The organism is Neorhizobium sp. IRS_2294 (assembly GCF_050500145.1).
Taxonomy (GTDB): Bacteria; Pseudomonadota; Alphaproteobacteria; order Rhizobiales; family Rhizobiaceae; genus Neorhizobium; species Neorhizobium soli.
Genome location: NZ_CP191439.1, coordinates 2,086,802 through 2,113,762, shown reverse-complemented (window position 1 = coordinate 2,113,762; position 26,961 = coordinate 2,086,802). Strand labels below are relative to the sequence as shown.

The 26,961-nt window shown below is 58.6% G+C and carries 17 protein-coding genes, 1 other RNA gene and 1 pseudogene; 13 read left to right on the top strand and 6 right to left on the bottom strand.

The annotated features are described in order from the left end of the window. The first annotated feature begins 30 nt into the window (after positions 1–30). Both ACQY1K_RS10255 and ACQY1K_RS10250 read left to right on the top strand, forming a co-directional pair. A complete protein-coding gene (locus tag ACQY1K_RS10255; protein ID WP_430257285.1) occupies positions 31–1,209 on the top strand; it encodes an efflux RND transporter periplasmic adaptor subunit in 1,179 nt (392 codons plus the stop codon). Next, complete coding sequence (locus tag ACQY1K_RS10250) at positions 1,206–4,397, top strand: efflux RND transporter permease subunit (RefSeq protein ID WP_430257284.1); 3,192 nt, start codon at positions 1,206–1,208, stop codon at positions 4,395–4,397. Before ACQY1K_RS10255 ends, ACQY1K_RS10250 begins: the two co-directional genes overlap by 4 nt. Positions 4,398–4,407: 10 nt before the next feature. Here ACQY1K_RS10250 and ACQY1K_RS10245 read toward each other — a convergent pair whose 3' ends face one another. Then, a complete protein-coding gene (locus tag ACQY1K_RS10245; protein ID WP_430257283.1) occupies positions 4,408–5,844 on the bottom strand; it encodes a PLP-dependent aminotransferase family protein in 1,437 nt (478 codons plus the stop codon). 94 nt (positions 5,845–5,938) lie between these two features. Between ACQY1K_RS10245 and ACQY1K_RS10240 the strand changes: the two genes are divergently transcribed. The 3 genes from ACQY1K_RS10240 to ACQY1K_RS10230 all read left to right on the top strand — a co-directional run bounded on the left by ACQY1K_RS10240 (position 5,939) and on the right by ACQY1K_RS10230 (position 12,122). Further along, a complete protein-coding gene (locus ACQY1K_RS10240) occupies positions 5,939–6,802 on the top strand; it encodes a DMT family transporter (protein WP_430257282.1) in 864 nt (287 codons plus the stop codon). 88 nt (positions 6,803–6,890) lie between these two features. Beyond that, positions 6,891–8,306 carry an FAD-binding oxidoreductase gene (locus ACQY1K_RS10235; RefSeq protein WP_430257281.1) on the top strand — a complete coding sequence of 472 codons (1,416 nt, stop codon included), beginning with the start codon at positions 6,891–6,893 and terminating at the stop codon, positions 8,304–8,306. Positions 8,307–8,393: 87 nt separating this feature from the next. Beyond that, positions 8,394–12,122, top strand: coding sequence for an AsmA-like C-terminal region-containing protein (locus ACQY1K_RS10230; RefSeq protein ID WP_430257280.1), 3,729 nt, complete (start codon positions 8,394–8,396; stop codon positions 12,120–12,122). Between the two features lie 17 nt (positions 12,123–12,139). Here the strand turns inward: ACQY1K_RS10230 and ACQY1K_RS10225 are convergent, their stop codons facing one another. From ACQY1K_RS10225 to ssrA, 4 genes are all read right to left on the bottom strand, one after another. Beyond that, positions 12,140–12,418 carry a ribbon-helix-helix domain-containing protein gene (locus tag ACQY1K_RS10225; RefSeq protein WP_430257279.1) on the bottom strand — a complete coding sequence of 93 codons (279 nt, stop codon included), beginning with the start codon at positions 12,416–12,418 and terminating at the stop codon, positions 12,140–12,142. A 98-nt stretch (positions 12,419–12,516) separates the two neighbouring features. After that, positions 12,517–12,723 carry a DUF4169 family protein gene (locus ACQY1K_RS10220; RefSeq protein WP_113167506.1) on the bottom strand — a complete coding sequence of 69 codons (207 nt, stop codon included), beginning with the start codon at positions 12,721–12,723 and terminating at the stop codon, positions 12,517–12,519. 9 nt (positions 12,724–12,732) lie between these two features. Continuing rightward, entirely contained in the window at positions 12,733–13,236 is a 504-nt protein-coding gene (locus ACQY1K_RS10215) for an SspB family protein (protein ID WP_062456270.1), read from the bottom strand. A gap of 111 nt (positions 13,237–13,347) precedes the next feature. Continuing rightward, positions 13,348–13,716: a transfer-messenger RNA gene (gene ssrA, locus ACQY1K_RS10210) on the bottom strand. Between the two features lie 124 nt (positions 13,717–13,840). Between ssrA and ACQY1K_RS10205 the strand changes: the two are divergent. From ACQY1K_RS10205 to ACQY1K_RS10175, 7 genes and pseudogenes are all read left to right on the top strand, one after another. Then, positions 13,841–14,368: pseudogene (locus tag ACQY1K_RS10205) on the top strand (thymidylate synthase); the annotation flags it as partial. A 269-nt stretch (positions 14,369–14,637) separates the two neighbouring features. Next, on the top strand, positions 14,638–15,561 hold the full coding sequence (gene thyA, locus ACQY1K_RS10200) for a thymidylate synthase (RefSeq protein ID WP_430257278.1): 924 nt from the start codon (positions 14,638–14,640) through the stop codon (positions 15,559–15,561). A 148-nt stretch (positions 15,562–15,709) separates the two neighbouring features. Continuing rightward, the gene (locus ACQY1K_RS10195) at positions 15,710–19,717 is read left to right on the top strand and encodes a hypothetical protein (protein ID WP_430257277.1); all 4,008 of its coding nucleotides are present in this window, start codon (positions 15,710–15,712) and stop codon (positions 19,715–19,717) included. Further along, complete coding sequence (locus tag ACQY1K_RS10190) at positions 19,717–21,681, top strand: hypothetical protein (RefSeq protein ID WP_430257276.1); 1,965 nt, start codon at positions 19,717–19,719, stop codon at positions 21,679–21,681. The genes ACQY1K_RS10195 and ACQY1K_RS10190 overlap by 1 nt, the downstream gene beginning before the upstream one ends. A gap of 10 nt (positions 21,682–21,691) precedes the next feature. Further along, complete coding sequence (locus ACQY1K_RS10185; protein ID WP_430257275.1) at positions 21,692–22,219, top strand: hypothetical protein; 528 nt, start codon at positions 21,692–21,694, stop codon at positions 22,217–22,219. 3 nt (positions 22,220–22,222) lie between these two features. Next, positions 22,223–23,839, top strand: a complete 1,617-nt coding sequence (locus tag ACQY1K_RS10180; RefSeq protein WP_430257274.1) for a tyrosine-type recombinase/integrase — start codon at positions 22,223–22,225, stop codon at positions 23,837–23,839. A 129-nt stretch (positions 23,840–23,968) separates the two neighbouring features. After that, positions 23,969–24,352 (top strand): hypothetical protein, encoded by a 384-nt coding sequence (locus ACQY1K_RS10175; protein WP_430257273.1) that lies wholly within the window; start codon positions 23,969–23,971, stop codon positions 24,350–24,352. Positions 24,353–24,629: 277 nt separating this feature from the next. Here ACQY1K_RS10175 and ACQY1K_RS10170 read toward each other — a convergent pair whose 3' ends face one another. Next, positions 24,630–24,902, bottom strand: coding sequence for a hypothetical protein (locus ACQY1K_RS10170; protein ID WP_430257272.1), 273 nt, complete (start codon positions 24,900–24,902; stop codon positions 24,630–24,632). A gap of 338 nt (positions 24,903–25,240) precedes the next feature. On the opposite strand from ACQY1K_RS10170, the gene ACQY1K_RS10165 reads away from it, so the two are divergent. Then, positions 25,241–26,959 (top strand): AAA family ATPase, encoded by a 1,719-nt coding sequence (locus ACQY1K_RS10165; RefSeq protein ID WP_430257271.1) that lies wholly within the window; start codon positions 25,241–25,243, stop codon positions 26,957–26,959. Positions 26,960–26,961: the final 2 nt, after the last annotated feature.

Below are 26,961 nucleotides of genomic sequence, written 5' to 3'. Positions count from 1 at the left end.
ACCACTTATCGATAGACTTGCGAGGAATGAATGCGGATCTGGAACCAGCTTCTGATGTCGGTTGCGGTACTGCTCGGAGGGCTCTGTCTCTGGGTCTACCTGTCGGCAGATGCCGGGCGGTCACTGATTTCGATGGGCGTTCCCGCAGGAGTGGTGATTTCCATCAATCCTGATGTCGCCGAGCCGGCGGCCGCAACGGTTGCGGGCGCACCGGCTTCGTCATCGCGCGGCGGGCAGCGGGGCGGCGGTGAGAGCCAGGTGGTGTTGGTTGCAACCAGACCCGTCGGAACCGGTGTGGTCAATGACAGACTGTCGGCGATCGGTGACGGCGAGGCGATCCAGTCGGTTATCGTGATGCCGCAGGCGACGGGCACCGTAAACGAGATCCTCGTCAAATCCGGCGACATGGTCAAAAAGGGCCAGATTCTTGCGCAGCTCGATGACGACGAGCAAATCATCCTGCGCGATCAGGCGCAGGTGGTGTTGCGCAGTGCGCGTGAGAAATCTGATACTTACCGGAACCTCAAGAGCTTCTCCCGTCTCGACGTGCTCGACGCGCAGATCGCCTCCGAAACGGCGCAGCTGACGGTCACCAACGCCGAACTGGCGCTGAAGCGTCGCTCGGTCGTTGCGCCAATCGATGGGATCGTCGGCATCGTCGCGGTCAATATCGGTGACAACGTCACGACCGCGAGCAATATCGTGACGATCGACAACCGTACCGAGCTGCTGGTGGATTTCTGGGCGCCGGAGCGTTTCGCGGTTCAGGTCAAGCCTGGCATGCCGGTCGAGGCCGCCTCCGTCTCGCGTCCAGGCCGCACCTTCGAGGGTGCGGTCGAGGCCGTCGACAACAGGGTCGATCCGGCAAGCCGTACGATCCGCATTCGTGCCAGAATTCCCAATGTTGATGACGAACTCCGCGCCGGCATGTCTTTCGGCGTGACGATGCGGTTTCCGGGCGAGACCTTTCCAAGCGTCGATCCGCTTGCAGTCCAGTGGGATGCGAAAGGCTCGTTCGTCTGGCATATCGTCGATCACAAATCGGTCAAGGAGCGGGTGAGGGTGATCCAGCGCAATCCCGATTCGATCCTCGTCTCGGCCAATCTGAAGGTTGGTGATGTCGTGGCGACGGAAGGGCTCCAGCGGGTGCGGGAAAACGGTGCCGTTCGTATTGCCGGTGAAAAACCGCCGGAGGTTGCCAGCCGATGAGCAGCAGCGATCGCGGAAACTCCAACCACAATTCATCGTCTCACCCATCGGGCCATGCGTCCGGGAAAAACAGTTTCACCGCGCTCTTTGTGCGGCGGCCGGTCCTTGCCGCGGTTCTCAACACGCTCCTCGTCGTCGCAGGCCTTGCCGCTCTTGCCGGCGTCGAGGTGCGCGAGTTGCCGGATGTGGACCAGCCGGTCATCACCATCCGCACCACCTATGACGGCGCTTCTGCCCAGACCATGGACCAGGAAGTGACCGATATCATCGAGGGCGCGGTTGCCCGGGTCGCCGGCCTCAAGGCCGTTTCATCGGAATCGCAGTTCGGCCAGAGCCGTGTCACGCTGGAATTCAACGACACCGCCGATCTTGCGGTGGCCGCCAACGACGTGCGTGATGCGCTTGGTCGTGTCACCGGCCAGTTGCCTGACGACGTGGACGAGCCGCGCATCATCAAGGCCGATTCCGACAGCCAGCCGATCATGCGGCTTGCCGTTACGTCCAACTCGTTGTCGATGGAAGACCTGACGCTTCTCGTCGATAACGAGGTGTCCGACCGGCTTGCGTCGGTTGACGGCGTCGCTGACGTGGAACTCTACGGCGACCAGGAAAAGGTCTTCCGCGTCGACGTGAACCAGACGGCGCTTGCCAGTCGTGGGCTGACGATTGCAGACCTCTCCGAGGCGCTATCGACGGCTGCCCTCGACGTGCCCGCCGGGTCGCTGGAATCCTCGACGCAGGACATTGTCGTGCGCGCGACGGCGAGCCTGACCAAGCCCGAAGATTTCGAAAACGTCATGCTGGGCAACAATGTCCGGCTGCGCGATGTGGCAACCGTGATGCTGGGGCCGGACGACGGCACGACGGCGTTGCGATCGAACGGCGTTCCGGGCGTCGGTCTCGGCGTGCTGCGCCAGGCGCAATCGAACACGCTCAGCATTTCGGAAGGTGTACGGGCCGCCGTCGCCGATCTCCAGAAGACGCTGCCCGAGGGCACGCGCATTGCCATCACCAGTGACGATGCGGTCTTCATCGAAGGCGCGCTGCACGAGGTCGAGATCGCGCTGGCGCTCTCAGGCACGATCGTCATTGCCGTCATCTATCTCTTCCTGCGCGACTGGAAGGCGACGCTGATCCCGGCGCTGACCATGCCGGTGGCGCTGATCGGTACGCTGGTCGCAATCTATGCCGTCGGGTTTTCGATCAACATTCTGACGCTGCTGGCGATCGTTCTTGCGACCGGCCTTGTGGTGGATGACGCGATCGTCGTTCTTGAAAACATCGTGCGACGACGATCGGAAGGCATAGGTCCGCGCGCGGCAGCCGTGATCGGCACCCAGGAGGTTTTCTTCGCAGTGCTGGCGACGACCGCGACGCTTGCCGCCGTATTTATTCCGCTGTCGTTTCTGCCCGGCCAGATGGGTGGCCTGTTCCGCGAGTTCGGTTTCGTTCTGGCGTTTGCCGTCGCGCTGTCTTCGGTCACGGCGCTGACGCTTTGCCCGATGCTTGCGTCGCGCATGCTGACCAAGCCGATACAGGAAAAGAACGACGGCCTGCTTGGCCGGTTCGGAACGCTGTTTGCCAATTTCTACCGGGTGACGCTGCATGCCTGCCTTGGCGCGCCGGCGATCGTCATCGTCTTCGCGCTGCTGTTCGGCGGTGCTGGCTATATGGCCTTCAAGACGGTCAAGAGCGAACTGACCCCGCCGGAAGACCGGGCCATGGTCATGCTGCGGGCGACGGCGCCCGAAGGCATCAGCCTGCAATATATGCGCGACAAGCTGCAGCAGATCGAAGAGAAACTGCAGCCGCTCGTGGCGTCCGGCGAGATCCAGAACATCTATTCGATCTCGGGGCAGGGTGGCGCCACCAATAACGGTTTCATGGTTCTGACCCTCGCGCCTTGGTCCGAGCGGGAGCGCAGCCAGGCCGATATCGTCCGGGATATCAACGCGGCCACCGCGACCGTGCCCTCGCTTCGCGCCTTCGCGACGCAGCAGAACAGTCTGCGTATCCGCGGTGCCGGCAACGGGTTGCAGATGGCGATGGTCGGCACCAATCATGAAGAGCTGACGGCCGCCGCGCTGAAACTGGTGGACCAGCTTCGCGCGAGCGGATTGTTCGATACGCCGCGTCTCAACAACGAGCCGACACAGGCCCAGATCTTCGTGTCGGTGAACCGTGAGCGGGCATCGGATCTCGGAATCGACATCACGAATCTCGGCACGTCGCTGCAGTCTCTTCTCGAAGGCCGATCTGTGGTGGACGTGTTTGTCGACGGCGAGGCGACACCGGTCAAGCTGACATCGACGACGCGTCCGATCGATGACCCGACGGATCTCGAGAACATTTTTCTGAAGGCCAAGGATGGCCGCATGGTGCCGCTCTCCACCGTCGCGACGCTCGAGGAACGGGCCGTGGCGCCGAGGCTCAACCGCGAACAACGGCTTGCGGCAGTCTCCTTCTCGGCAAGCCTCAAGGACGGTGTCTCGCTCGGTCAAGCGGTCCAGGCGGCGACCGAGCTCGCGCAGCCGCTCCTGCCAGCTGGATCACGTCTGATACCGTTGGCAGAGGCTGCGACACTCAAGGAAAACTCGAGCGGCATGGCGCTGACATTCGGCTTTGCCATCGCCATCATCTTCCTGGTGCTTGCGGCGCAGTTCGAAAGCGTTCTGTCTTCGATCATCATCATGTCCACGGTGCCGCTGGGACTAGCGTGTGCTGCCTTCGCCTTGGTTCTGACTGGCTCCAGTCTCAACGTCTACAGCCAGATCGGGCTTGTGCTGCTTGTCGGGGTCATGGCGAAAAACGGCATTCTGATTGTCGAGTTCGCCAACCATCTGCGCAACGAGGGCGCGTCTTGCCGCGAGGCGATCGAACGGGCGTGCGCGATCCGTCTTCGACCGGTGATGATGACGATGATCGCGACCGTGATCGGCGGCGTGCCTCTGGTTCTTGCCAAGGGCGCCGGTGCCGAAGCCCGTATCGCGCTCGGCTGGGTGATCGTCGGTGGCCTCGGCATGGCAACCATGGTGACGCTCTACATCACCCCCGTCGCATACTTGTTGATCGCCCGCTTCTCCAAGCCACAGGTGCACGAGGAACAGCGGCTGCAGGACGAGCTGGAAAGCGCCCGCAAGGGACGCGCCAACGATACGAAAGAGCAGCAGCTGATGGCAGCCGAGTAAGGGCTTGCCTTCAGGCAACGGTTTCGGGGTTCCGCATGTCGGCGAAAATCTGCTTCAGGACGTCGTAGATCCGGCCATCGAGCGATTGCGACACGTTGAAGCGCATGGAGCCCGTCGCTGATTGCGACGGGCTGAAGACATTGCCAGGAGCAAGCACGATGTTGTGCTTCAGTGCCGCCCGCGCGACGTCGGCGGAATCGAGGCCGTCCGGCAACCGGCACCACAGAAACATGCCGGCCTGCGGCTCGATCCACGGCACGATGCCGATCGCTCTGAGCCTTCCCGACACCTCGACCCTCGCGCCGGCAAGTCGCCCCCTTATCGTGTCCAGATGCTTGCGGTAGCTGGCATCGCTCAGCGCCTGGTAGACCAGTTCGGACGCAAGCGACGGTCCGCCGAACGAGGTCGCGATCTTCAGGTCCGTCAGACCCTCGATCCAGTCCCGCTTAGTGGCGATGAAGCCGCAGCGGAACGAAGCGGACAGCGTTTTCGAAAAGCTGCCGATATGAATGACCCGGTCCAGACCGTCGAAGGCGGCCAGCCTCGGGGCCGGCGTGTGCTCGAAATCCGCAAAGATATCGTCCTCGACGATCGTCAGTCCGAACTGTTCGGCAAGTTTCAGAACGCGATGCGCGGTGACGGGACTAAGCGTTGTCCCGGTCGGATTGTGGACCGCCGAATTGGTGATGTAGAGGCGAGGGCGGTGCTCAGTGAGGATGTTTGCGAAAGCGTCGAGATCGGGCCCGTTGGGCGTATAGGGCACGCCGACGATCCGGGCTCGGTGAGCGCGCAGGATCGCCTGGAAATTGAAGTAGCATGGGTCGTCCACGAGGACCGTGTCTCCCGGCTCGATCAGGAACCGGCAGAGAAGGTCGATCGCCTGGGTGCCGGAATCGGTCAGCACGATCTGGTCGGGCGAAGCCTCGATGCCGCGCTCTCCCATTCTGCGCGCAATCAGGCTCCGAAGCGGCATCAGGCCGAGTGGAGAACCGTAGTCCGTAAGCGGTGCCGTATCGCCGCGGGACAGTGTGCGAAGCGATCGCCGCAAGGTCTCGTCGGGTAACCAGGATGGCGGTAGCCATCCGCAACCAGGCGTCAGGCCATCGCGCCGGACATCGAGCGACTGCCGCGACACCCACAAGGGATCGACGGCGCGGTCGAGCTTCGGACCGATCTGCGCGAGCGACAGCGGCGCCGTCTGGTTGGCAACGTAAAAGCCGGAGCCGGGGCGGGAGGTGATCACGCCCTCTGCCGCCAGCCGGTCATACGCATCGACGATCGTGGAGGTGGATACTTTCAGCGTTGCCGCGAGGCTTCGCACGGAGGGAAGCTTTGCTCCGGGCACAAGGCTGCGCCCGGAAATCCGTTGCCGGATGGTCGAAACGACCATAGCGACCTTCTGCCCACCTTGCGTCCCCAGGTCCATCCGTACTGCCTCATGCACCATTACAGTTTTGTCAAATCGTACCTGAGTGTAACTGTCTCTGCCAGAGGCTTGCGCGCATAAGCATCGAAGGTTTTCGGTGAGGGTGTGCAGGCTTATGGATCGTTCTCTTTCAGGTTGGATCAACGGCATGATCGGCGTGATCATCTTCAGCGGCTCGCTGCCGGCGACAAGGGTTGCCGTCACGCAGTTCGATCCGGTTTTTCTAACCGTTGCCCGTGCCGCGATTGCCGGCATCCTCGCGCTCTGCATTCTCCTTGTCTTCCGCGAAAAATGGCCGTCGCGCCGCGACCTTGTGTCTCTTGTGGTCATTGCGCTCGGCGTCGTGGTCGGCTTTCCGCTTCTCACTGCGCTGGCACTCCAGCACGTGACATCGGCCCATTCGATCGTCTTCATCGGTCTGTTGCCACTCGCGACCGCATGCTTTGCGGTTCTGCGCGGTGGAGAGAGACCGAGGCGGGCGTTCTGGGTCTTCGCAATTGCCGGAAGCGCCTGCGTTGCAGGCTTTGCGCTGTCGCAGGGCGTGATGGCGTCCCCCTTCGGCGACGGCATGATGCTTGCCGCGGTTCTCGTCTGCGGCCTCGGCTATGCGGAAGGTGGTCGCCTGTCGCGGACGCTCGGGGGATGGCAGGTGATCTGCTGGGCGCTCGTCCTGTCGCTGCCTGTCATGATCGTCATCACGGTTACGCAGCTGCCGTCGGATTTCTCAGCGATCGGCACCCCGGCATGGCTTGGCCTCGGTTATGTCTCGCTGTTCAGCATGCTGATCGGTTTCATCTTCTGGTACCGCGGGCTGGCGCAGGGCGGCATTGCGGCGGTCGGCCAGTTGCAACTCACGCAGCCATTCTTCGGCCTCGTGCTTGCCGCCCTGCTTCTTGGTGAAAGCATCAGCCCGATGATGATCGCAGTCACGCTCGCCGTCATCCTCTGCGTCGCCGGTGCTCGCCGCTTCGCGCGATAGGCCCCACCGTACCGATGCGGGGTTGTTCGTTCTGGACAAACCTTGCCGTGTCTCCTAACCAAGCCGTAGCATCTTGAGGAGACGTAGCATGGCAATTCGCGACGTGAAGGCAGGCCAACGGAACGAGGAGGGCATTGCCGCGGTCCTCGGGATCTTGAAACAGGCTTTCGGCGAGCGTTTCCAGACCGGCCAGTCGTTCCGCGAACAGCATGCCCATACCACGACCTATCTTCCGGGCCAGCTTCCCGATGGCGTCGTGTTCGTCGAGACGAGCGACGACGTGAAGACCGTGGTGAAGGTGTGCGCCGAACACCGGGTTCCGATGATCCCGTTCGGCGTCGGTTCCTCGCTCGAAGGTCAGGTCAATGCGCCTTCCGGCGGCATTTCGATCGATTTCAGCCGCATGAACAAGGTTCTTCGCATCAGCCCTGAAGATCTCGACGTCACCGTCGAGCCGGGGATGACGCGTGAGGAGCTGAACCGCGAACTGCGCGATACCGGCCTGTTCTTCCCGATCGATCCCGGTGCCAACGCAACGATCGGCGGCATGGCGTCGACCCGTGCGTCCGGTACCAACGCGGTGCGTTACGGCACGATGAAGGACAATGTCCTGGCGCTGACGGTCGTTACCGCAGATGGCGAAGAGATCCGCACCGCGCGTCGTGCCCGCAAATCCTCGGCCGGCTACGATCTGACCCGGCTTTTCGTGGGCTCCGAAGGGACACTCGGCGTGATCACGTCGGTGACGTTGAAGCTTCAGGGCATTCCGGAAAAGATCGGCGGTGGCGTCTGCGCCTTCCCGAGCGTCGAGGCCGCTTGCGATGCCGTCATCATGACCATTCAGATGGGCATTCCGGTTGCCCGTATCGAACTTCTCGACGACGTGCAGATCCGCGCCTGCAATGCCTATTCGGGCTTATCCTACCCGGAGAAGCCGACATTGTTTCTCGAATTCCACGGCACCGAGGAAACGGTCCGCATCCAGTCGGAACAGTTCGCCGAGATCGCATCCGACTGTGGCGGCGACGAGTTCCATTGGACTGCCAATGCCGAAGAGCGCACCAAGCTGTGGAACGCCCGCCACAATGCCTACTGGGCCGGCCGCGCGCTCGATCCGTCGCTGAATGGGCTCTCCACCGATGTCTGCGTGCCGATTTCGCGGCTGGCGGAATGCGTGGCCGAGACCCAGGCCGATATTCGCGATGCGGGGCTTCTGGCACCGATCGTCGGCCATGCGGGCGATGGCAATTTCCATGTTCTCGTGCTTTTCGACGACAAGGATCCGGCTTCCGTTGCCAATGTCGAGGCGTTTACGGGACGCCTGAGCCGCCGTGCTCTCGCGATGGATGGAACCTGCACCGGCGAACACGGCGTCGGGCAGGGCAAGATGTCCTATCTCGACGAGGAACTGGGCGGTGCCGTCGAGCTGATGCGGTCGATCAAGAAAGGCTTTGATCCGCAAAACCTCTTCAATCCGGGAAAGATCTTCCGCATCGCGGAATAACACTCCCCAATGATTGACTTGCCAGTCCGGCGCGTGGAACTACTCTTGCCGTAGAAACAGGGAGATAGGCCGGTGCTCGGACGCATCATGTTGGCTTTGGGCGGATTGGTCGTGGCAGCGCTGTTTGCGGCGCTGCTGGTGCCGTTCTTTGTCGACTGGTCGAGCTTCCGCGTCGCTTTCGAGGATCAGGCCAGCCGTCTGCTCGGCAAGAAGGTCGCCGTCCACGGCTCGGTCGATGCGCGGATCCTCCCATTTCCGTCGGTTACACTGCATGACGTGCGCGTCGGCCAGGACGTCGATGGCCAGCCGCTCGTGCAGGTGGCGCAATTCTCGATGGATATGGAACTCGCGCCGTTTCTCTCCGGCGAGGCCCGCATTTTCGATATGCGCATTGACAAGCCGAAGGTTCGCTTCCGCATCCTGAAGGACGGCACGTTCGAATGGCTGCGCGGCAGTCGCCCGACGATCGCGGCCCGCAGCGTCATTCTCGAAGACGTCCATATCATGGGTGGCGAAATCGAGATCATCGACGATCGCAACGGCCAGGTCCGCCACATGACCGGACTGTCCACCGACCTGTCGGCGGGGACGCTTGCCGGGCCATGGCGGGGCGAGGGCAATGCGGTGCTGGATGGCCAGGAGGCCCGCTTCAGCCTGACAAGCGGTGAAGCCGCTGCCGAGGGACGGCAGATTCCGTTGCGGCTTCGCGTCTGGCCGGATGCCCATCCGGTCGTGGTCGATTTCGATGGCGAACTTGCCGCGGTCGACAACAAGCCCAGCTACAATGGCAAGTTCAACCTTGCCTTCCTGCAGGAAGAAGACGAGTCCGAGCCGGTCAAGGCGCCGCCGCCCGGTCCGCGCGTGTCCGGCGATTTCGAGCTGACCGGCGAGCGCGCCCGCATTCCGCAATACCGGGTCGAAGTCGGTCCGAAGGAAAACCCTTACATCGTCACCGGCGAGGCAACGCTCGATACAGGGCCGAAGCCGGAATTCCTGCTGACGGCCGATGGCCAGCAGATCGACGTCAACCGCCTGAGCGAAGGGCCGCAGGCAAAGACGGGTCGCAATCCGGCCGCCTCCGCGCAGCGTCGCCTCAATGCCTTCGTGCAGATGGTTGCATCGATCCCGATCCCGCAGGTACCGGGGCGGGTCAACCTCAAGCTGCCGGCGATCGTCTTCAACGACACAACGATCCGCGACATCCATCTCGACGTTAGACCGGCCGGGCGCGGCTGGGCCGTCGACAATGTGACTGCCACCCTGCCGGGCCGCACCCAGCTGGAGGCCAAGGGCAATCTCAACCTTGCAAACCGAACCGCCTTTGTCGGCGACATGCTGGTTGCCTCGACACAGCCGTCAGGTCTCGCCGACTGGCTGTCCGGCAGCGTTGATCCTGCGATAAGGCAGCTGAAAAACGCCGGCTTCTCGGCCAAGGTGAACCTCACGCCGGAACTTCAGAGGTTCGAAGCTCTGGAACTTGGGATAGGGCCTGCAACGCTTAAGGGTCGGCTGGAGCGCCAGTCGCCGAATGGCCAGGCGCCAAGCCTTTCCATGGCGCTTGCCGGCAACGAGATCGATATCGACGCGATGCGCGCGCTCGCGTCGCTGGTCACCGGCGACGATGCCGGTCAGGACGTGCTGGATCACCGGGTCGCAGCAAGCCTCAAGGCCGACCGGCTGACGGCTCTAGGCGTCGTCGCAACCAAGGTCGATACCGCGTTTAGCGTGGCCGAGGGCGTGTTGTCGCTGGAGCGGCTGACTGTCGGAGATATCGAGGGTGCCACCTTGTCCGCCAAAGGCATGTTCGAGGGCTCGCTGGTTTCCTACGGCGGGACCGGGTCGGTGAGTTTCCGTTCACCGGACCCTACGTCTTTCATCACCATGCTGCGGGATCGGCTGCCGCATCATCCGTTGCTCGACCGGTTGGCCCGCAACGGCAGCTGGTATGCGGATTCAGATCTGATCGCCGATATTTCGCTTGGCGGCAGCGGTCTAGGCGGTGCCAATATCAAGCTGCGCGGCAAGGCGAATGGCAGCACGGTCGATGCCGATCTGAAGCTGCCCGGCATCTTCGATCTCACGGCCGGCAACGCAATGACGCTGTCTGCATCGCTTGCCAACCCGAAGGCGACGGTCCTGCTGGGTCAAGCCGGTCTCGATCCCTTGCCTTTCGATGGTGACGGCGCGGGACGGTTGGCGCTGACATTGCAGCAAAAGGAACAGCACGCGGCCACCACCGAACTGAGCTTCACGACGCCCAAGACGTCGCTGCTGATGGCCGGCGACGTGAATATCCAGAATGCCGGATTTGGCGAAGGGCGGGCGCGGGTGTCGCTCAAGAGCGCCGATATCGAGCCCTATCTGCTGGTCACCGGTGTCAGCCTGCCGCAGTTCGGCAGCGGACTGCCTGTCAATCTCGCGGCTGATGTCGAGCTTTCGGCAGATGCCGTGAAAGTCTCTGGCCTCAGTGGCGATCTTGCCGGAAACACTGTCGGCGGGTCGCTATCCGCCGATCGCCGCGCTCCCGGCCTGCCTGTTACCGGCGACATGTCTGTCGACACGATCGATCTTGCCTGGATGGGCGAGGCGGTATTCGGGCCGATGGAGAATGGCGTGACAGGCGCCCCATCGAAGACGCCGTTCGCCACGCCGCTGATTGGATCAACGGATGTCGGCATCAATCTGTCGGCAAAAACGCTGCGGGCGGATGCGCTTGGAACAATCACCGGTTTTTCGGGCAAGGTGAACGGCAAAGCCGGTGGTCTGACGATCGACAACGCGTCCGGAACCTGGCAGGGCGGAAAGCTGTCCGGACGGCTGATGATGTCGAACGGCGATGCGACCGGTATCGTCCAGGCAAAGCTGCAGGTCGAAAACGCCGACCTCGCGCCGCTCGTCTGGCAGAAGGGTGGCACACCGGTCGCGGCTGGCAAGCTGGACAGCACTGTCAGCATCGAGGCGACGGGCAAGAGCATGGACGAACTCATGCATGGCGTCAGCGGCTCCGGCGAGATTCGCCTAAAGAATTTCGAGATTGCCGGGATCAATCCGGATGCGCTCTCGCCAACTCTTGCCGGTGCCGACAGGCTGCAGGGCGAGGTCAACGAGGCAGCGGTTCAACCGATCGTGACAACTGAGGTCCTGAAAGGGACAACCCGGCTCGGGTCCGTCACCATTCCGATGACGATTACCGGCGGCGCCGCACGGGTTCAGAATTTTACCGCAACGGCCGGCGCCGCACAGGTCTCGGCTGAGGGCGTGCTCGACTTTGTCGATGGCCGCATCGATGCCGGGCTGTCGGTCCGTTACGATGCGGGTGAAGAGGCTGTGGCGGGGGGAGAACCGACTGTCACGCTCGGTTATTCCGGATCGCTCGAGCAGCCGGACCGGCGGATCGATATGGCCGCAATGGCAAACTTCCTGTCACTGCGTGCCTTCGAACAGGAACGCCGCCGCGTCGAGACGCTGCAGGCAAGCGTGCTCGAGAAACAGCGGCTGCGCCGCGAAGTCGCGCTCTACACATTTCGTGGCGTGGAACGGGAGGCGGCACGCGTCAAGGCAGAGGCCGAGGAGCGGGCACGCCAGGAGGCGGCGGAGGCAGAACGCAGAAGCCAGGAAGCCGAACGGCAGGAGGCAGCAAGGCGCGCTGAAGCAGCCCGGCTCCAGCAGGAGCGGCAACGGGAAATCCAAAGGCAGAACCAGCAGCCATCGGCGCCGGCGCCGTTCACGATGCCACCCGCCGGCGACCTTTTCCAGGAGCAGCCTTCGGGTACGGGTCGCTCCTCAAACCCAAGTTTGCCGGGCGTGCAGCCGTGAGTGCGGCGGCACGCTGATCAGAGCAAATGGGGGGCGGGAGGACGCTGACCGTCAGCGCCTGGCTGGCGCCCGGCAAGACAGTCTGCCAGCGAGGTCTTGAACCAGCGCAGCACATGCAGGCGGAGTGCAGAGGAAAGATTGTTGTCTCCCGAACGACCGTCGTCGACCTCGGCGATCAAGGCGGCCAGACTGATGCCGCGTTTGGCAGCAATGGATTTCAGTTCATGCCAGAATTCATCTTCCAGCGAAAAACTCGTTCGATGACCGTGCAGGGTCGCAGAATGTTTTCGGATCAAGTGTAGGCCCCGTCACCCTCATGGTGATTGATGGAGCGCAATTGAGGATGTCGCATGCGCACGGTCAAGCCGTTGCCATGAGTCAGCCTAACGAAGCCTTAACGCCGTTCGTCCGTTTCCGGAGAAGGCTTTTCGAGCTTACCCTGATCGAGGGTTTTCCCCGCTTTTTCGTTGAGGGCCGTCGTCAGCTGCTTTTCACTCTTGGTGCGGCCAAAGCTGATGCGGTTCTGTTCGGCAGCCGCGTCCTTTTGCGAACGCGCCTTGCCTTTGCGAAACTGCCGAAGGTTGACGATCTCGGCGCACATCGTGTCTGCCTACTGCTTCTTGCGGAACGAATCGAGGGAGACGACGGAGCCTTCCTTCTTGTCCTCGCCGGTGGCGGCATCCGCATCCACAACCTTTGGCGTGGTATCGACCGGGATCGCGGTGATCTCGGCAGAAACTTCGCCTTCCTCGACCATCGGCACTTCGAACTCGAGTTCGAAATTCACGGACGGGTCGTAGAAGCCGCGGATCGTGTTGAACGGGATGACCAGGCGTTCCGGCGTATCGTTGAACGACAGGCCGATTTCAAACAGCGTGTCGGTGATCTTGAGGTCCCAGAACTGGTGCTGGACGACGATCGTCATCTGTTCCGGATATTTCGACTTCAGCGCCGGAGAGATTCGTACCCCGGGTGCGCCGGTCAGGAATGTGATGAAGAAGTGGTGGTCACCCGGCAGTCTGCCGGTTGCCGCGACCTCGGACAAAACCTTGCGGATAACGCCGCGGAGGGCGTCCTGTGCCAGAATATCGTAGCGGATGTGATCCTGCCCCATGCGATCCTGTCTTTCTATTGCTCTTCAAACGCCGCTTATGTCACGAGACGCGCCCGCGGGGAAGTCCGCTTCGGCGTCGAGTCATGTCATGATATTCCACCGGGGAGCGAAGGTGAAGGCTTCTGTTGCCAGGTGCCTCCGGACCCCGCCTTACGGGGCTAACCGTAAGGACTTAGTTCGGGTTTCCCGCACCGCCATTAGGCAGCGAGAGCGTAACCCTTAGCGTTGTTGTCATTTGCAACTACACTTGTGACCCGATAACGGCGGTATCATGCCGAGCAAAAGTTCGATCTTTACACCCTTGTCGATCCTATTTCGCCCCCATCACAAGCCGGTCCAGATTGAACGACCGGTTTGTGGTGGAGGCGCCGGGTACCGCCCCCGGGTCCAATAGGCTTATTTCATCGACCGTTTATCGCCATATCCGAACCGAAGTCCGGCACGAGTGATATAGGGGTTTGCGAACCGGATGAAAAGAGGTCTCGTCATATTCCTATCATCAACGTGAAAAGCTTGGAAAAGCCGCGCCGGTGACGGGGAGGTGATTGGTGAGTAGGCTTCGTGCTATTATGTAGGACGATCTCGACCAATCGGCGGAAGACCTATGAAGCAGTATCTCGACCTTCTCCGGCACGTGATGGAGACTGGCGCCGACCGCGGCGACCGCACCGGGACCGGTACCCGCTCGGTCTTCGGCTACCAGATGCGATTCGATCTGAACGAGGGTTTCCCGGTCCTCACCACCAAGAAGCTTCATCTGCGCTCGATCATCCATGAGCTCTTGTGGTTTCTGAAGGGCGAGACGAACATTGCCTATCTCAAGGAGAATGGTGTCTCCATCTGGGATGAATGGGCGGACGAAAAAGGCGATCTCGGTCCGGTTTACGGATATCAGTGGCGCTCATGGCCGACGCCTGATGGCGGTCATGTGGATCAGATCGCCAACCTGATCGAGAACCTGAAGGTCAACCCGAACTCGCGCCGGCACATCGTCACAGCCTGGAATCCTGCACAGGTTGACGACATGGCGCTGCCGCCCTGCCATTGCCTGTTCCAGTTCTACGTGTCGGAGGGGCGGCTGTCGTGTCAGCTCTACCAGCGGTCGGCGGACATATTTTTGGGAGTTCCATTTTTTTCCGACGGCGCGGCGGTATCTTCGATTGGAAGTCATTGTAATATCACAGTCCATTGAAGCCTCGTCAAGTGTACCGGTATAGTTTCGGCTCATGAGGTGGCGGGCGCGCTGCTTGTAAGCCATCTGCGGCATCGAGTGGGTCAACCGACGCGAAGGATTCGTAGTCGTCTCGACCTCTGATTTTATCATTTAAATTCTTACAATCTCCGACGCCTTGCACCCGCGGCTTATGGGCGTCACGATCCCCTATAGATTAGGAAAGACTCATGGCTCGTCACCCGGAATTCCAGTATTTGGATCTTGTCGAACACGTACTAAAGAATGGCGACAGGCGCATTGATCGTACGGGCGTTGGAACATTGGCGTCGTTCGGCACCATGATGCGGTTCGACATGAGCGACGGCACTTTTCCCGTTTACACCACGAAGCGGGTTTATTGGAAAACGGCCGTGAAGGAGATGCTATGGTTTCTGACCGGGCAGACGAATATCCGATCGCTGCTGCGCGAAAACGTGAAAATCTGGACTGACTGGCCTCTCGAAAAATTTCGGAAGGCTACCGGCTCGGATATAAGTCAGGATGATTTCGAGGCGCGCATACTCGCTGACGAGGAGTTTGCAACACAATGGGGCGACCTCGGCCCAGTTTATGGCAAGCAATGGCGACGTTGGGTCGGGCCCGATGGCAAAGAATATGATCAGATTGCCGCGATTATTCACACCTTGCGGTCCAACCCTACAAGCAGGCGCATGCTATTTCACGCGTGGAACGTGGCCGATCTCGATCAAATGGCTCTAAATCCATGTCACAATTTCTATCAGTTCTTTGTTGGCGGCTTGAATGACCTGCAGCCGGGCGGAAAGCCGCGGCTGTCGTTGATGGTTGGAACGAGAAGCAACGACTTAGGGCTTGGCAATCCATTTAATACCTGCCAGCAGGCAGCATTGCTCGCGATGGTTGCGCAACAGGTAGACATGGACCCCCATGAGCTGATCTGCGTCGGCGGCGACGTTCACCTCTATCTCAATCACATCGAGCTTGCCGAGACGATTCTAAAGCGTGAGCCTCGACCGTTTCCAAAGCTGCGCCTCCTGCGCAGACCGCAGAGCATAGACGGCTATCGGATCGAGGACTTCGAAGTGGAAGGCTATGACCCTCACCCGGCCATCCAGGCACCGGTGGCGGTCTGAAATGGAACGGCTCCTATCCAAGCGGCTTGAAAGCGAGCTACGTAACGATTTGGAGCGAGGAACTATCGTCTGGAACGAGGCCGGGAACGTAAATCGAGCCGTCTACGCAGGTCGCATTGGGGTCAGCCGGAGAGCGCTTCCGCAAGGTGTGCTTGAACAATTCGATGGCTTTGGCCCTGAGAAAGCATCGACCGAAAGTGTCCTCCGATCGATTTTGGAGCACGACTTTCAAAAGGGAGCACTGACCTTTTCAAAGCCTGGCTTCATCGACAAACGGTACTATGCAAAGCGGGCGGCCTGCAGCAACACCCAGTATTACAGGAAACTGTTTAACGAGTACGAAACCAAGGCAGGTGTCGTCTGCACCTCAATCTCCCTTGTCCAACTGCTCTCTCGTGATTTCGCGTCAGGCACGCTGCCGTTCAGCCGCGGCGGAAAAATCGACCGGTCCCATTATGCAGTTCAGCTCGGTGTCACCAAAAGTAGCCTCACGCCGCATATCCCCGTGTTCCAAGTTTTCGAAAGCAAACTAAGAGGAACTGGCCGCTATCGCGACGACGACCTCGAAAAGATGGCGAAATGGCTGGAAACAAACTTCGACGAAGGCTTGCTTCGGTTCAACACGAGCGGCAAGCTCGTGCGGCAGCAGTTCAAGGATGCTTTTGGCATCACTGGCTCCGATTTCGAAACCCGCTACCCAGCCGTAGGTGGCCTAATTCAAAAATATGAAGCTCTCCACCAGCGCCGCTTACTCGAAGCTGGTTCGCACCTGGGCGCATCCAAATCGAACACCACAAAAAAGCGTATCTCAGCCAAGGCAGAATGCCGCCTTAAGCATGAAGTGCGGCCAGGCGAGCCGAGTGCGGTCTCAGAAGAGCCTCCTCCAGCATCACTTTCGCCTCAGGTCGCTGCGAGCCAATCTGCAATATGTAATGACATCGCGACGAGGCCGTCGCCGGAGGAGGACAATGGTGCCTACGACGCTTTCATCGAAAAGGGTCATCCGAGGCCCGCTAAACCCAGCAAGAGTAGTTTAAGTTCACAACCCGATCAGTCCGGGCCTGCCTTCCAGCCCAATTCCCAGCCCCAGCCCCAGCCCCAGCCCCAGCCCCAGCCCAATGTCACACAGAGAACCACCACAGGCTCAAAAGAACGACTTCAACAGCTAGGGGTGAGCAGCAAACTGTCCACCGCAGAACCTGCGGCGACAAGCAAGCCTGCCCGTGGGGCTGCCGCTACGACCCCTGAGCACAGCGTGTTGATGTCAAAACATCCGGCGCTTCGTAAACACCAGTTCTACGAGGTCGGATCGACCCGACAAAGGCTCGTGGAATTGTTGAATCAACACTTCGATCGCGACCGGTCTGCACCGTTGGTTCAAAGAAATCTGGCCATTGCCCTGAATGTAACCGACACATCAATCAGCATCAATTATCGCGATGTCGTAAAGGACTATCGGGATTGTGCGAACGGCAGCATGCATGAGACGTTCGTCCCAGTAGATGCCGACCTTATTGAACGATATCCGGGGATCGAGAAGCACCAGTATTACCCTCCAGGAAGTACTAGGGCTCAGCTCGTTACGATACTGAACAAGGATTTGGTCAGCGGCACGATCCCACGCAGCCGAGGTGGAAAGATCGATCGGCAAGCGCTATCCGCGAGATTTGCGTTCGCGAGCAACGCGATGAGCAACTATGTTAATATCCTGCATGACTACGAGTCCGCAACAGGCGGTCTGCAGAACGTTCATGCACGTCGCCTTCCCGAAATGGAAGCATTCCTCGCCGCGTCGTTCCAAGACGGGACATTGGAAGTCCGCAACGGAAAGGTCGCCCGTCTTCAATTCCATCGGCATTTCGGGCTTTCTGAGAACAAGACAATACTCGTCCGCAACCCTGCCATTCTCGCGCTACTGGAGAGATACGACGACCTGGTGAAATCGACTGGGTATCTTCCGAACCGAACAGTGCCAGAGATCAGACTTCTTAGGGCTGTCCTCAAAGACGATCCACCGATTTTCAAGACCGGCCTGTCTATCGACAGGAAGAGTATCTCAAGAATTACAAAAATATCGATGGGCCGCATTGTGCGGCCCCCTTTCGCACAGGTTCTCGAAGACGCCGACATCCGTCTCGTTCAGCAAGTCGAAAGCGACGATCTGTGTCGTGTCTTCGCTGGACGGCTGTTTACCCTGCGTTCCCTCTTGGATTCTGGATGGTCGCACCAGTTTCTAAAGCGGGTGGCCGATGGCTTCCAAAAGATCTACGGTACGAAGCGTCCGGACAAGGCGAAGGTTGCCTATAATAGTTTAAGGGAAATACTTCGGTACATAGGGGGCGCAGACGATCCATCGTGTCGGGCCGTCAAGTCGGCTTTGAACATTGTTAAAGTCCGTTCAGTCCGGCCACAGGACTGGACACTTGCCACGCAAGCATACTCGACCTGGATCGATGACCGCGATGATCTCAAAGGGGGGACGTCGAAGACAAAGCTAGGTTCCGCGAATAGTGTTTTAAGACATCTCGGCAACGTTGGTGTTTTTCCAGAACTCGAGATGGCGCTTAGAGCTAAAGGCGAGGCAAGCTCGCACAGGCGCACGTTGGCGCAGGCACCAGCCTCGGAGGGGGTTGATGATTATCTTGCGTTTGCCACAGCCATGCTTCACGAGGCTGCAAAACTTCGACAGGTCGATATCGATACAGATGTCGAGGCAGGTTTTCTGAAGACATTGCGTGCGGAACTGTCGTCCGCCAACCTGAGTGCAGACGACAGCCCGGCCAAGGTAATTGTCCATGTATTGAAGCGCCGGCTAAAGTTGATCGAAGATGCACTCGCTGCTGTTTACGTGCGCTGGCGGCGTAAATGGGAGCGGGGGCAGGAGCTCCTGCAAGTTGGCGAAAGCGTGGGTGCGGATTGGGAGCAGACTTTCTTCGCTGGCTCGCGCAATGAATATGTTCGGCGAACCGAGATGCGGGAATTTTTCCCGGTTGATGACCCAGACCGTGCAATCGCCAATCTCATAAGACTGGTCTCAGACAAGTTTAATGGCATTTATCCCTCCCAGAATCAGGGGAATGTGCATTTCGGACAATTCTTTGCGAAGCGCGCACTGGAGTTGGGGGGCAAAGTCGAGCTCCAGGCGATGATAACGCCGCATCCCCATGCGGTCTACGCACTCGTACTTCTCTATCTGTGTGGGTCGGGAGCTAACATGGCAGTTGGTCGAACCTTGTTCGTCGACGCTATGGAGCATTCGCAAATTTCTGGAGCCACTCATATAACTGGTGAGAAGGCGAGGGCGGGCGGCAAGCCGATCCATGCGCATCTTGACACTCGGTCCCACGCAGTGATGGGGATGAATTGGTTGCTGCAGGCATCAGCCAGCGTTCGCCTAGAGCTAGACTCGGACGACAGAAAGCTTCTTTTTGTCGTGAATCAGCGTTCCGTCGGACAGCCAGTAGAGGAATACAATATACGGGCCTTTTTGAAACGGATCGCGGACAACATACCGGAAATTGCCGAGCTTGGAATCACACCGGCCATGCTGCGACCGACCGTCCTGCTGATCGCGGCACTCGAAGGTGATGCCGACGCACATCGAGCCGCGGCCCTCGGACAACATGGGCTAAATGTCGGGCAAGGGTATATCTCCCATCCACCGACGCGTTACATGAATGACGAGGGCATTCGAGACTTCGTGGACAGCTTCGAAGTTGCATCGTTTCACGCCGAGCCAGAGGTAACGGAATGGCTTGGCTTCACGAAGGCCGAAATGGACGTCAAGATAGAGAAGTTGATGGAGACTGGTCTTGGGACGTTTTGTCGCGACCTTCATGGACGCCCTGGCAACGACGGTGAAAAGTGCCGCACGTTCGACTGCTGGAACAGTTGCCCACAGCTCGTCGTGATCGCTCGGAGGAGAGATCTCGCCTTCCTCATAATCTGGAGGGCCTCGCTGATCGAAGCCGAGCCCTTATGGATACTCGAGCGGAAAGAGCGCTGGTACGCTCTTTGGTTCCCGTGGCTGGAATTTATCCAGACTGTCGAGCGAAAAATATTATTGACGGCCATGGGAAGGATCTGGCGCGAAGCGACCGTAATAGCTGAGAAGATCATGGCTCAACCCGATTTTACACCTATAAGGCCTCACTGATGGCATTGAAAGTTGCAGGTCTGACGTCTACGTCATCTCCGCGTCGGATGCACAAGCGTGACGCAAAGTGGCTTCAAGACCAATATGAAGCGACGACCTGGGTGATAACAGACACGATCGGCGAAGGTTACGCGGAGACGGTCGATTTTCACGTCCCACTTCCGAACGGTCGCTACTTGACGGAAGAGCCTGAGCTTTACCGCACGGTTAAAGAGTTCATATTCTGGATCCGCGAGGGGCCTTACACCCGTATCGACGACGCTGCCCGGCATAAGCAGTATGCTTTGTCGATCATACAGATCGCTTGGGGTCTTGTCGCGAGAGGCTATAGCTCGTTTGCAAGTCTGTCCAAAGAGGTGGTCCACGAAATCTGTGAGGGAAGCACCAAAGGCCGAGACGGCATTACCAGCGCATCTGTCCTCCTAAGAACGCTTCTTGATGGGTACGCTTCCTGGAGCGAGGTGCCGTCGCAGTTCGCGGCAGGTAGAAGTCTTGACTTCCCGCGTTTGGTCTCGGCCCTGCACATTCCTGATGGCTGGGATAGGCCTCCGCTTCGAAGAGAGATAGCCTACACTACCGCCCGGCTGAACGGAAAGACGATCGTCCGTTCCGGCCCGAAACAGATCACGGTGCAAAACGTGCATTTGATCACCATCATTTTCGAGGCACTTTATCAGCTCCGCCACTTCATGCAGTCGGATTCAATCGCATTCAATCCCTTTGACGATGGCGCCTATGCCATGGCTGTCAGCCTCGGGGCGAATACTGTTCCTACACCAATCGCGCCCCCCGAACTCGTCCTGAAGTTCATTCGCGAGAGTGCCAATTACATCGTACGAAACGCGCGAAAGGTGACCGCGCATTTCCTCGAGGTACGGGCGAGTGCGGGGACCGAATCATGGAGCGAGCTTACCGCCCGAGAAGCCAAGTCGCAGGTAAGGTGGGTCGCGGACGCTGCTTTCGTGCTCATCGCAGCGTTCAGCGCGCGCCGCCTCGAGGAAATCTACAAGTTACGTAGGGACTGCCTCAAGGGCAGTGACCAGCACGGATGGTGGATGGAAGTCTATATCGAAAAGTTAAGAGAATGGACTTGGATACCCGTTCCACGGATCGTGGCACGGGCTGTCGAGGCGATGAAGTCGATGGACGCTGACAATCCGGACGTAAGTCAGTCGCTCTTTATTTTGAACGATCCACTGACTGGAAAGCGTATCAAGCTCAAGCATCGGATGAAGTCATTTGCCGAGAAGCTTGGCGCAGACGCATACGTCGGCCGTGGTGGAATATCTCTCTCATGGAACTGGACGCCGCGTCAGTTCCGCCGGTTCTTCGCTGTTTTGTACATCTACCGATGGTTTGGCAAGAAGGAGACCTTGGCTCACCACCTTCGCCATCATGATTTGCAGACCGCCAACGACTACCTACGACTGGACCCGGAGGTGTCGGATATCTGGCTCAAGGAGATCGCCAACTACAAGACCTTCGTTGCCGAGCGTGTGGCAGCGAACGACGGATCCTTTGCTGGCCCGATGGGAGATCGCCTGCAGAAATATATCGAGCGCGTGCGTCGCGTGCTCGATCAGAACGTCATGATTATTCCGGAAGAAAAGGCGGAAGTAATCCTGCGACTTATGAAGAAACTCCACCTAGTCGTGACGGTAAAGGCCTGGGTCACTTGCTGCTGCCCGGCCACACAAGGAGGCTGCGAGCGTGCGGCCTGTCGAAAAGACGCGGGATTTGCATCTGGTTCTGTCGGGCCGGACTTCGTGGCTGCAGGCCCGTCGATATGTCCTGGATGCCCATGGGCACTCGTCTCCGAGGGAAATGTCGACTTCATGGAACTGGAACTCGAGGAACTGACCGATACCGCGGCACAAGCTTCGGGCGTCTTTGCAGAACTAGCATCTGAGAAGGTCGTGGTGCTCTCGCGGTATCGTGAATCCTTAAGAAAGAGTTTCAATTGAGGAGGAGCGAATGGAACAGAGCCTCTCAACACGCATCGCCGCACGGATAGCACTGGTAGCTAAATGGTTGAAGACACAAGTGCCGCCGGACCTTGATGACATACCGACTTCGCTCAATGGATGGCGCCAATACCACAAGCCGGAGCTCGGGATTTTGCGGATTGGTTCGAAGCATGGGTTCACGACTACAGATCCTGACCTTGGGGGCGAGGTAGCAAAGCTCCAAGTCTTGATCACGGCTTTGAATGAGAAGAGGGGCAAGGAGGCCAAAGCGAAGTCGAAAAATAAAAGGCGGCCCTACAAGCCCGAGGCGGCGCGCCGCCGGCTCGCTGAGCATGAACGCGATGCGGCGCTCTTGGACCTCAATAAAGTCGCCGGGCAGTGGCATGTGGCCCGCGATGAGCTGGCGCAGATGACCAAGAAGGTCGGCAATCTGGAGGTGGATAGGCGCGAGCTTCACTCTAAGCTTAGGGAACACGACGATCGGATCGAGTACTTGCTCGGACGTCTTCGCCAAGTTGGGATAAGGGAAGTGTAGGATATGAAAGAGGAGAGCATCTACGATAGGCTTTCACGGCTCATAGCAGGGAACTTTAATGGTGAATTTCCCCGATGGACCAAGCGCGGCGTCTGCAGGAAATGGGTCGCCGCATTGATTGGCTGCAGACCGGCGACTCTAAGTTCCAGTCCGAAGCTGAAGAAAATGCTCGTAGCTTGGGAGTCTCTTAGAAAGGCGACATCTCAGCCGGCGGCAGATGCGCCCGAGCCGGCGAATGACAATGTGACGCTGATGCGGCGTGGCGACCGCGAGGCCCGTATCATATGGGCTCAAGTCAAGTTAAACCGGCAAATCTGGTCAGTCCCGACGATCGTAGCACATTCAGCCGAGCAGTACTACAATGACTGGTTTCGTTTTCTGGTCTTCAAAAAGAAAAGAGAACCAACCTCAGTCGACGAGAGCGCAAAGCACATCCGGCAGTTCCTGAAATTCTGCAGAAAGTACAAAATAGCACTTCGCGAAGTCGACGATGACGTACTCCTCGCATGGCGAGAAGAGCTCAGAGAGCGCAGAACGACGACGCCTCGCCGGAATACCCTGCTACGTACAGTCCATGCCTTTTTCAAATGGACCGCGGTCGAGAACATCTACAAGCATATCGCTCAGGTCGGTCGTCCTAGCAACTATGCGGAGTCGATGGCCGACTATACATTTCCGATTTCTTCCGAGGAGGTTATGGTCATTACAAGCCGTGGAAACAAGCGCTTCCACTGGGTCTGGCCATTTCTCGAAACCGGACCCGGAGCACGGTACGGCCGTCGACATACCCCTACGCTGGAGGAGATCGACCGCATCTATGCCTTTACCGACATTGAGAAGCACGGAATCCGCAACGTCACCATCATGAACTGGGCACTTAGGACCGGAGCGCGCGTCAGTGAAATCCTCGGACTTAAGTGCGACGACTTGCCTAGAGAAGACCAGTATGCCGAGCTGATCGAAAAGGATCAGTGGACCATCAAGCTAAAAAAACGAAAATGGCACAAGGAGGGTGGCGTTCTATACGTTCCAGCCGATGTCATCTGGGACACGATTAACTATATTGAAGGACAGCGGGCAGAAATATTAGCGAATAGTCAATCTAAGAACGAGGGCGCCATATTCCTTTCAGAACGAGGCACCCCGCTCGTACCTGACTCGGTCAGCCGGATATGTAACAAACTATTCAATGCAGCGGACGTCGACAGGGCGAACATCCACCGGCTTCGAGCTCGCTTTGCACATAATGCCGTAGAAACCGCTTTGAACCACCTGGAGCAGGCAGGCGTCACGCTTGACCCCTCGTCGGGATGGCACCAGACGGCTCTGGTCATCGCTGCGGAAATGATGGGACATACTTCAACACGATCGCTTGAGCCGTATTTGCATGACATTATGTTCCGCAGGACCGAGATCGCGCGTCTGCGGACGCAGGGGGGAGTGATCGAGCCCGTAGAGGATCGGACGGCTGAGAAGGAGAACATCATAGTGCTTGGCGAGAAGATCGCGGATCTGATGCGAGCCGGCAACGAGACCGAGGCACGTAAGATGGCAAGGTTTATCGCGAATTCGATCGACAGGCGGTTGCTTTGGAAAGAACCGATGGGGATGGCCGCCTGATCGGATATGCGGTCAAGACCCCCTTCGCATGGCGCCGCTTTGAATTCTTCGGAAGCGGCGTCTACGTCATGAGCATATATATGTAATAGCCGTGTAGCTCGGCGTTGGATTGATTAGGGAGGAAGTATTATGTCCGACATGCAGCCGGTGCGCGACCTGACCGACTTACTGCTCGTCGAGACCTGTTTTGATCTTGGTTTTGAGGAGGGGTTAGGTGCCGGCAGAACTGAAATGAAGATAGTCGAACGCGATTTCGCGCCACACGAGGGTAGCCTGGTCATTGGGCATCTCATGCTTGATTCGATCTACTTCGAGGTGAAACGCCAAATCTACGACTTTCCCGCGAAGCAGAACCTCGATGCTTGGCTGGAAGGTTTCTATCGGGGGGTGGCTCAGGCTGGCGCGCGCGTAGGTTTCATGTCTACGATCGGTGACCCGGACGGATCGGCGAGGCTAACAATGCATCTGTTCGTTCACCGTTGGCCCGTTCCAGCGGAGATCACGTTGCAGTGAGTGAGTGACATCTTGCTAGTGCATCAAGCGTATCACCACCATGGTGCATGGGACGCGGCCTCTTGCCACGCAGCGGATCCCAAGTCGGCCAAAGTCACGTCTGTCACTCTCAACGGGCGAGCGGCACAAGAGAGTGCATGACAATTCAACCCAGCTCCATGAGCCAGTTTTCTATCATTTGAAAAAAGGCAGTTTATAATTGTTATCCGGTATGCCGCCGTAGGTAAGTTGATTGTCGTTACCTCGCGGTATCGATTGCTTCGATCAGAGAAGATCATTAGTCGTTCTTGCGGGCCCGTCTTGCCAGCCGGTTGCGCTTCCTCTCATCGTCAAAAGATTCCACGATGTTGCGATTGAAGATCCCCCAGCCCTGTCCTGCCTCAGGCTTCACAAACTCGATCCCGTTCTTTTGGAAATGGTCCACCAGATGCTCGACGCTTTCGAGGTCACCGAAACCATGCTCTGTATTGTAGATGGTGCGAACTGCAAGTCCGGACGAAGCCGCCAACTCCGCTTGGGTGTAACCGAGCGTGACGCGAGCGGCGATCAATAGTTTCGTGGGTGGCCTCATAAGGATTCAATGTCATGCCTTTTTACCGCAGGCAAATGAGTTGACAAACGCGCTTAAAATCGGCACGTAAACACCTGTAAGACGTCTTATGACGCCGATTTTATTCGCAAGTCGTTTTCAACGAATCACAGCGTACTGGAGCGTGCATGCAAAAGGATCCTAAGCGCAGGCTGTCAAAAGACGAGATTTCGATGTTGCACTCATCGCTATCTGTATTCCTCGCATATTGCGGACTTCGATCTGCGCTTCGGAAAGCTGGGCTGCTCACAAGGCTGGAGGACGGCATGTTGATATGCGTAGTACCGCAAGGCTACCGGATGATCGATTACAAGGTCGCTGCCGAATATCTGTTCGGCAAGGATTCGAGTTTGAACTGGGAGGAGCCTACTCGAAGCAAGCGCGTCTATCAGTTTTCGGAAAACTACAAGATCCCCACTAAGGGCTCACGGGTTGAGTTCACCGTATTTGATCTGGCAGACACGGCAATCATCCTGACTGTCGACGAACATCTAATATCAAAAGAGCTTCGGTTCGCCGCCGATGACATCGTGCATATTATTCACCCGTCTGCAGCTCACATCAAAGCGGCGAGAGTTATTTCGGGTCGCCCGCAAATTTCCAACGAGGTAGCCTCAGATCTCGCATCTCGGCCACAGAACATCGTGATTGCCGCACTTCTACGCCGGAACCTTGAAAGCGCTCACCTAACGTTGCTGGATGATATGGAAGGCGCACCTCTTGGCGGACCTACCCTCAACGAACTTCCAGGCTATGACATACTCAAGGACTGGGCGCTGAAAGTCGCAGTGGATACGGCCGCATGGAGAAAGAGTGGCCTTGCTTGGACAGAGGTTGGAAGTGGCGCGCTTTTATCGGGACCGCCGGGTACCGGAAAGACAATGTTCGCTGATGCTTTCGCCAGATCCTGCGGGCTCAAGCTCGTGTCGACCACCGTGGGCGAATGGCAAGCCGCTGGGCACCTTGGGGACACGTTGCAAGCCATGCGGCGGTCGTTTGCTGATGCGGCGCGGGCAGATGGGGCTGTGCTTTTTATAGATGAGTTGGATGGAATTGGTAGTCGAAGTCGTTTGTCGGGTGACTATGTCGAGTACTGGCGGCTGGTGATCAACGAGTTTCTGTCTCTCACGTCGCGCCTGCCCGAAGGGGTGCTATTGATAGGAGCGACGAATGATCCAGAACAGATTGATCCCGCAGTCCTGCGGAGTGGCCGGCTTGAAATGAAGTTCGAGCTCTCACTCCCTGACAGGAATACCCGTGCGGAAATTCTTGCTTATCACCTCGGTGGACACATTGGCTTCGAGCCGCTCGTCAATGTTGTCGGAAACCTTGACGGTTGGTCGGGTGCCGACCTCGAGAGACTGGCACGTAATTCAAAACGACGCGCTCGCGCCATGAAACGAGAAGTCAAGATAGACGATGTCCTATTGGCGCTTCCGAAACGGAAGGCATACTTACCGGAAGTCCGGTTCCGGCTTGCCGTTCATGAAAGCGGGCACGCGTTGGTTTCTCTGGCCCACCGCGCTACGACCAGCGTGACGATCACCGTGGAAGAGACGTTTGACCCAGACCAGCAGACAAATGTCGGTGGTAGAACTTCTTACGATCAGATCGACGATTGGCTGCCTACCGAAAACACGCTTTTGGGCCGCATGGCAACCGCACTCGGCGGATTGGCAGCGGAGGAGATCGTATTCCGGGACCGGTCGATTGGTTCGGGGGGCGGCCCTGGTAGTGATGTCGAACGGGCAACGATGATCGCTCGAAAGCTCGTCACGTCTTATGGCTTAGGCCGTATCCCTGTGTACGTCAGGGCAGTCGGTGATGTGGATGTTGAAACCATCCTGCCTGCTGATTCTGAAAACGACGTCCGCGAGCTTTTAGCCGTGCAGTACCAGGCGGTGTTAGAGTTGCTCGAACCGGAGCGCGAGCGCTTAATCGAGCTGGCCAGAGATGCGATGCTCAACCACTCCGTCACAATCGCTCGTGAAGGCGGCTCAGATACTGTCTCGCTTTGATT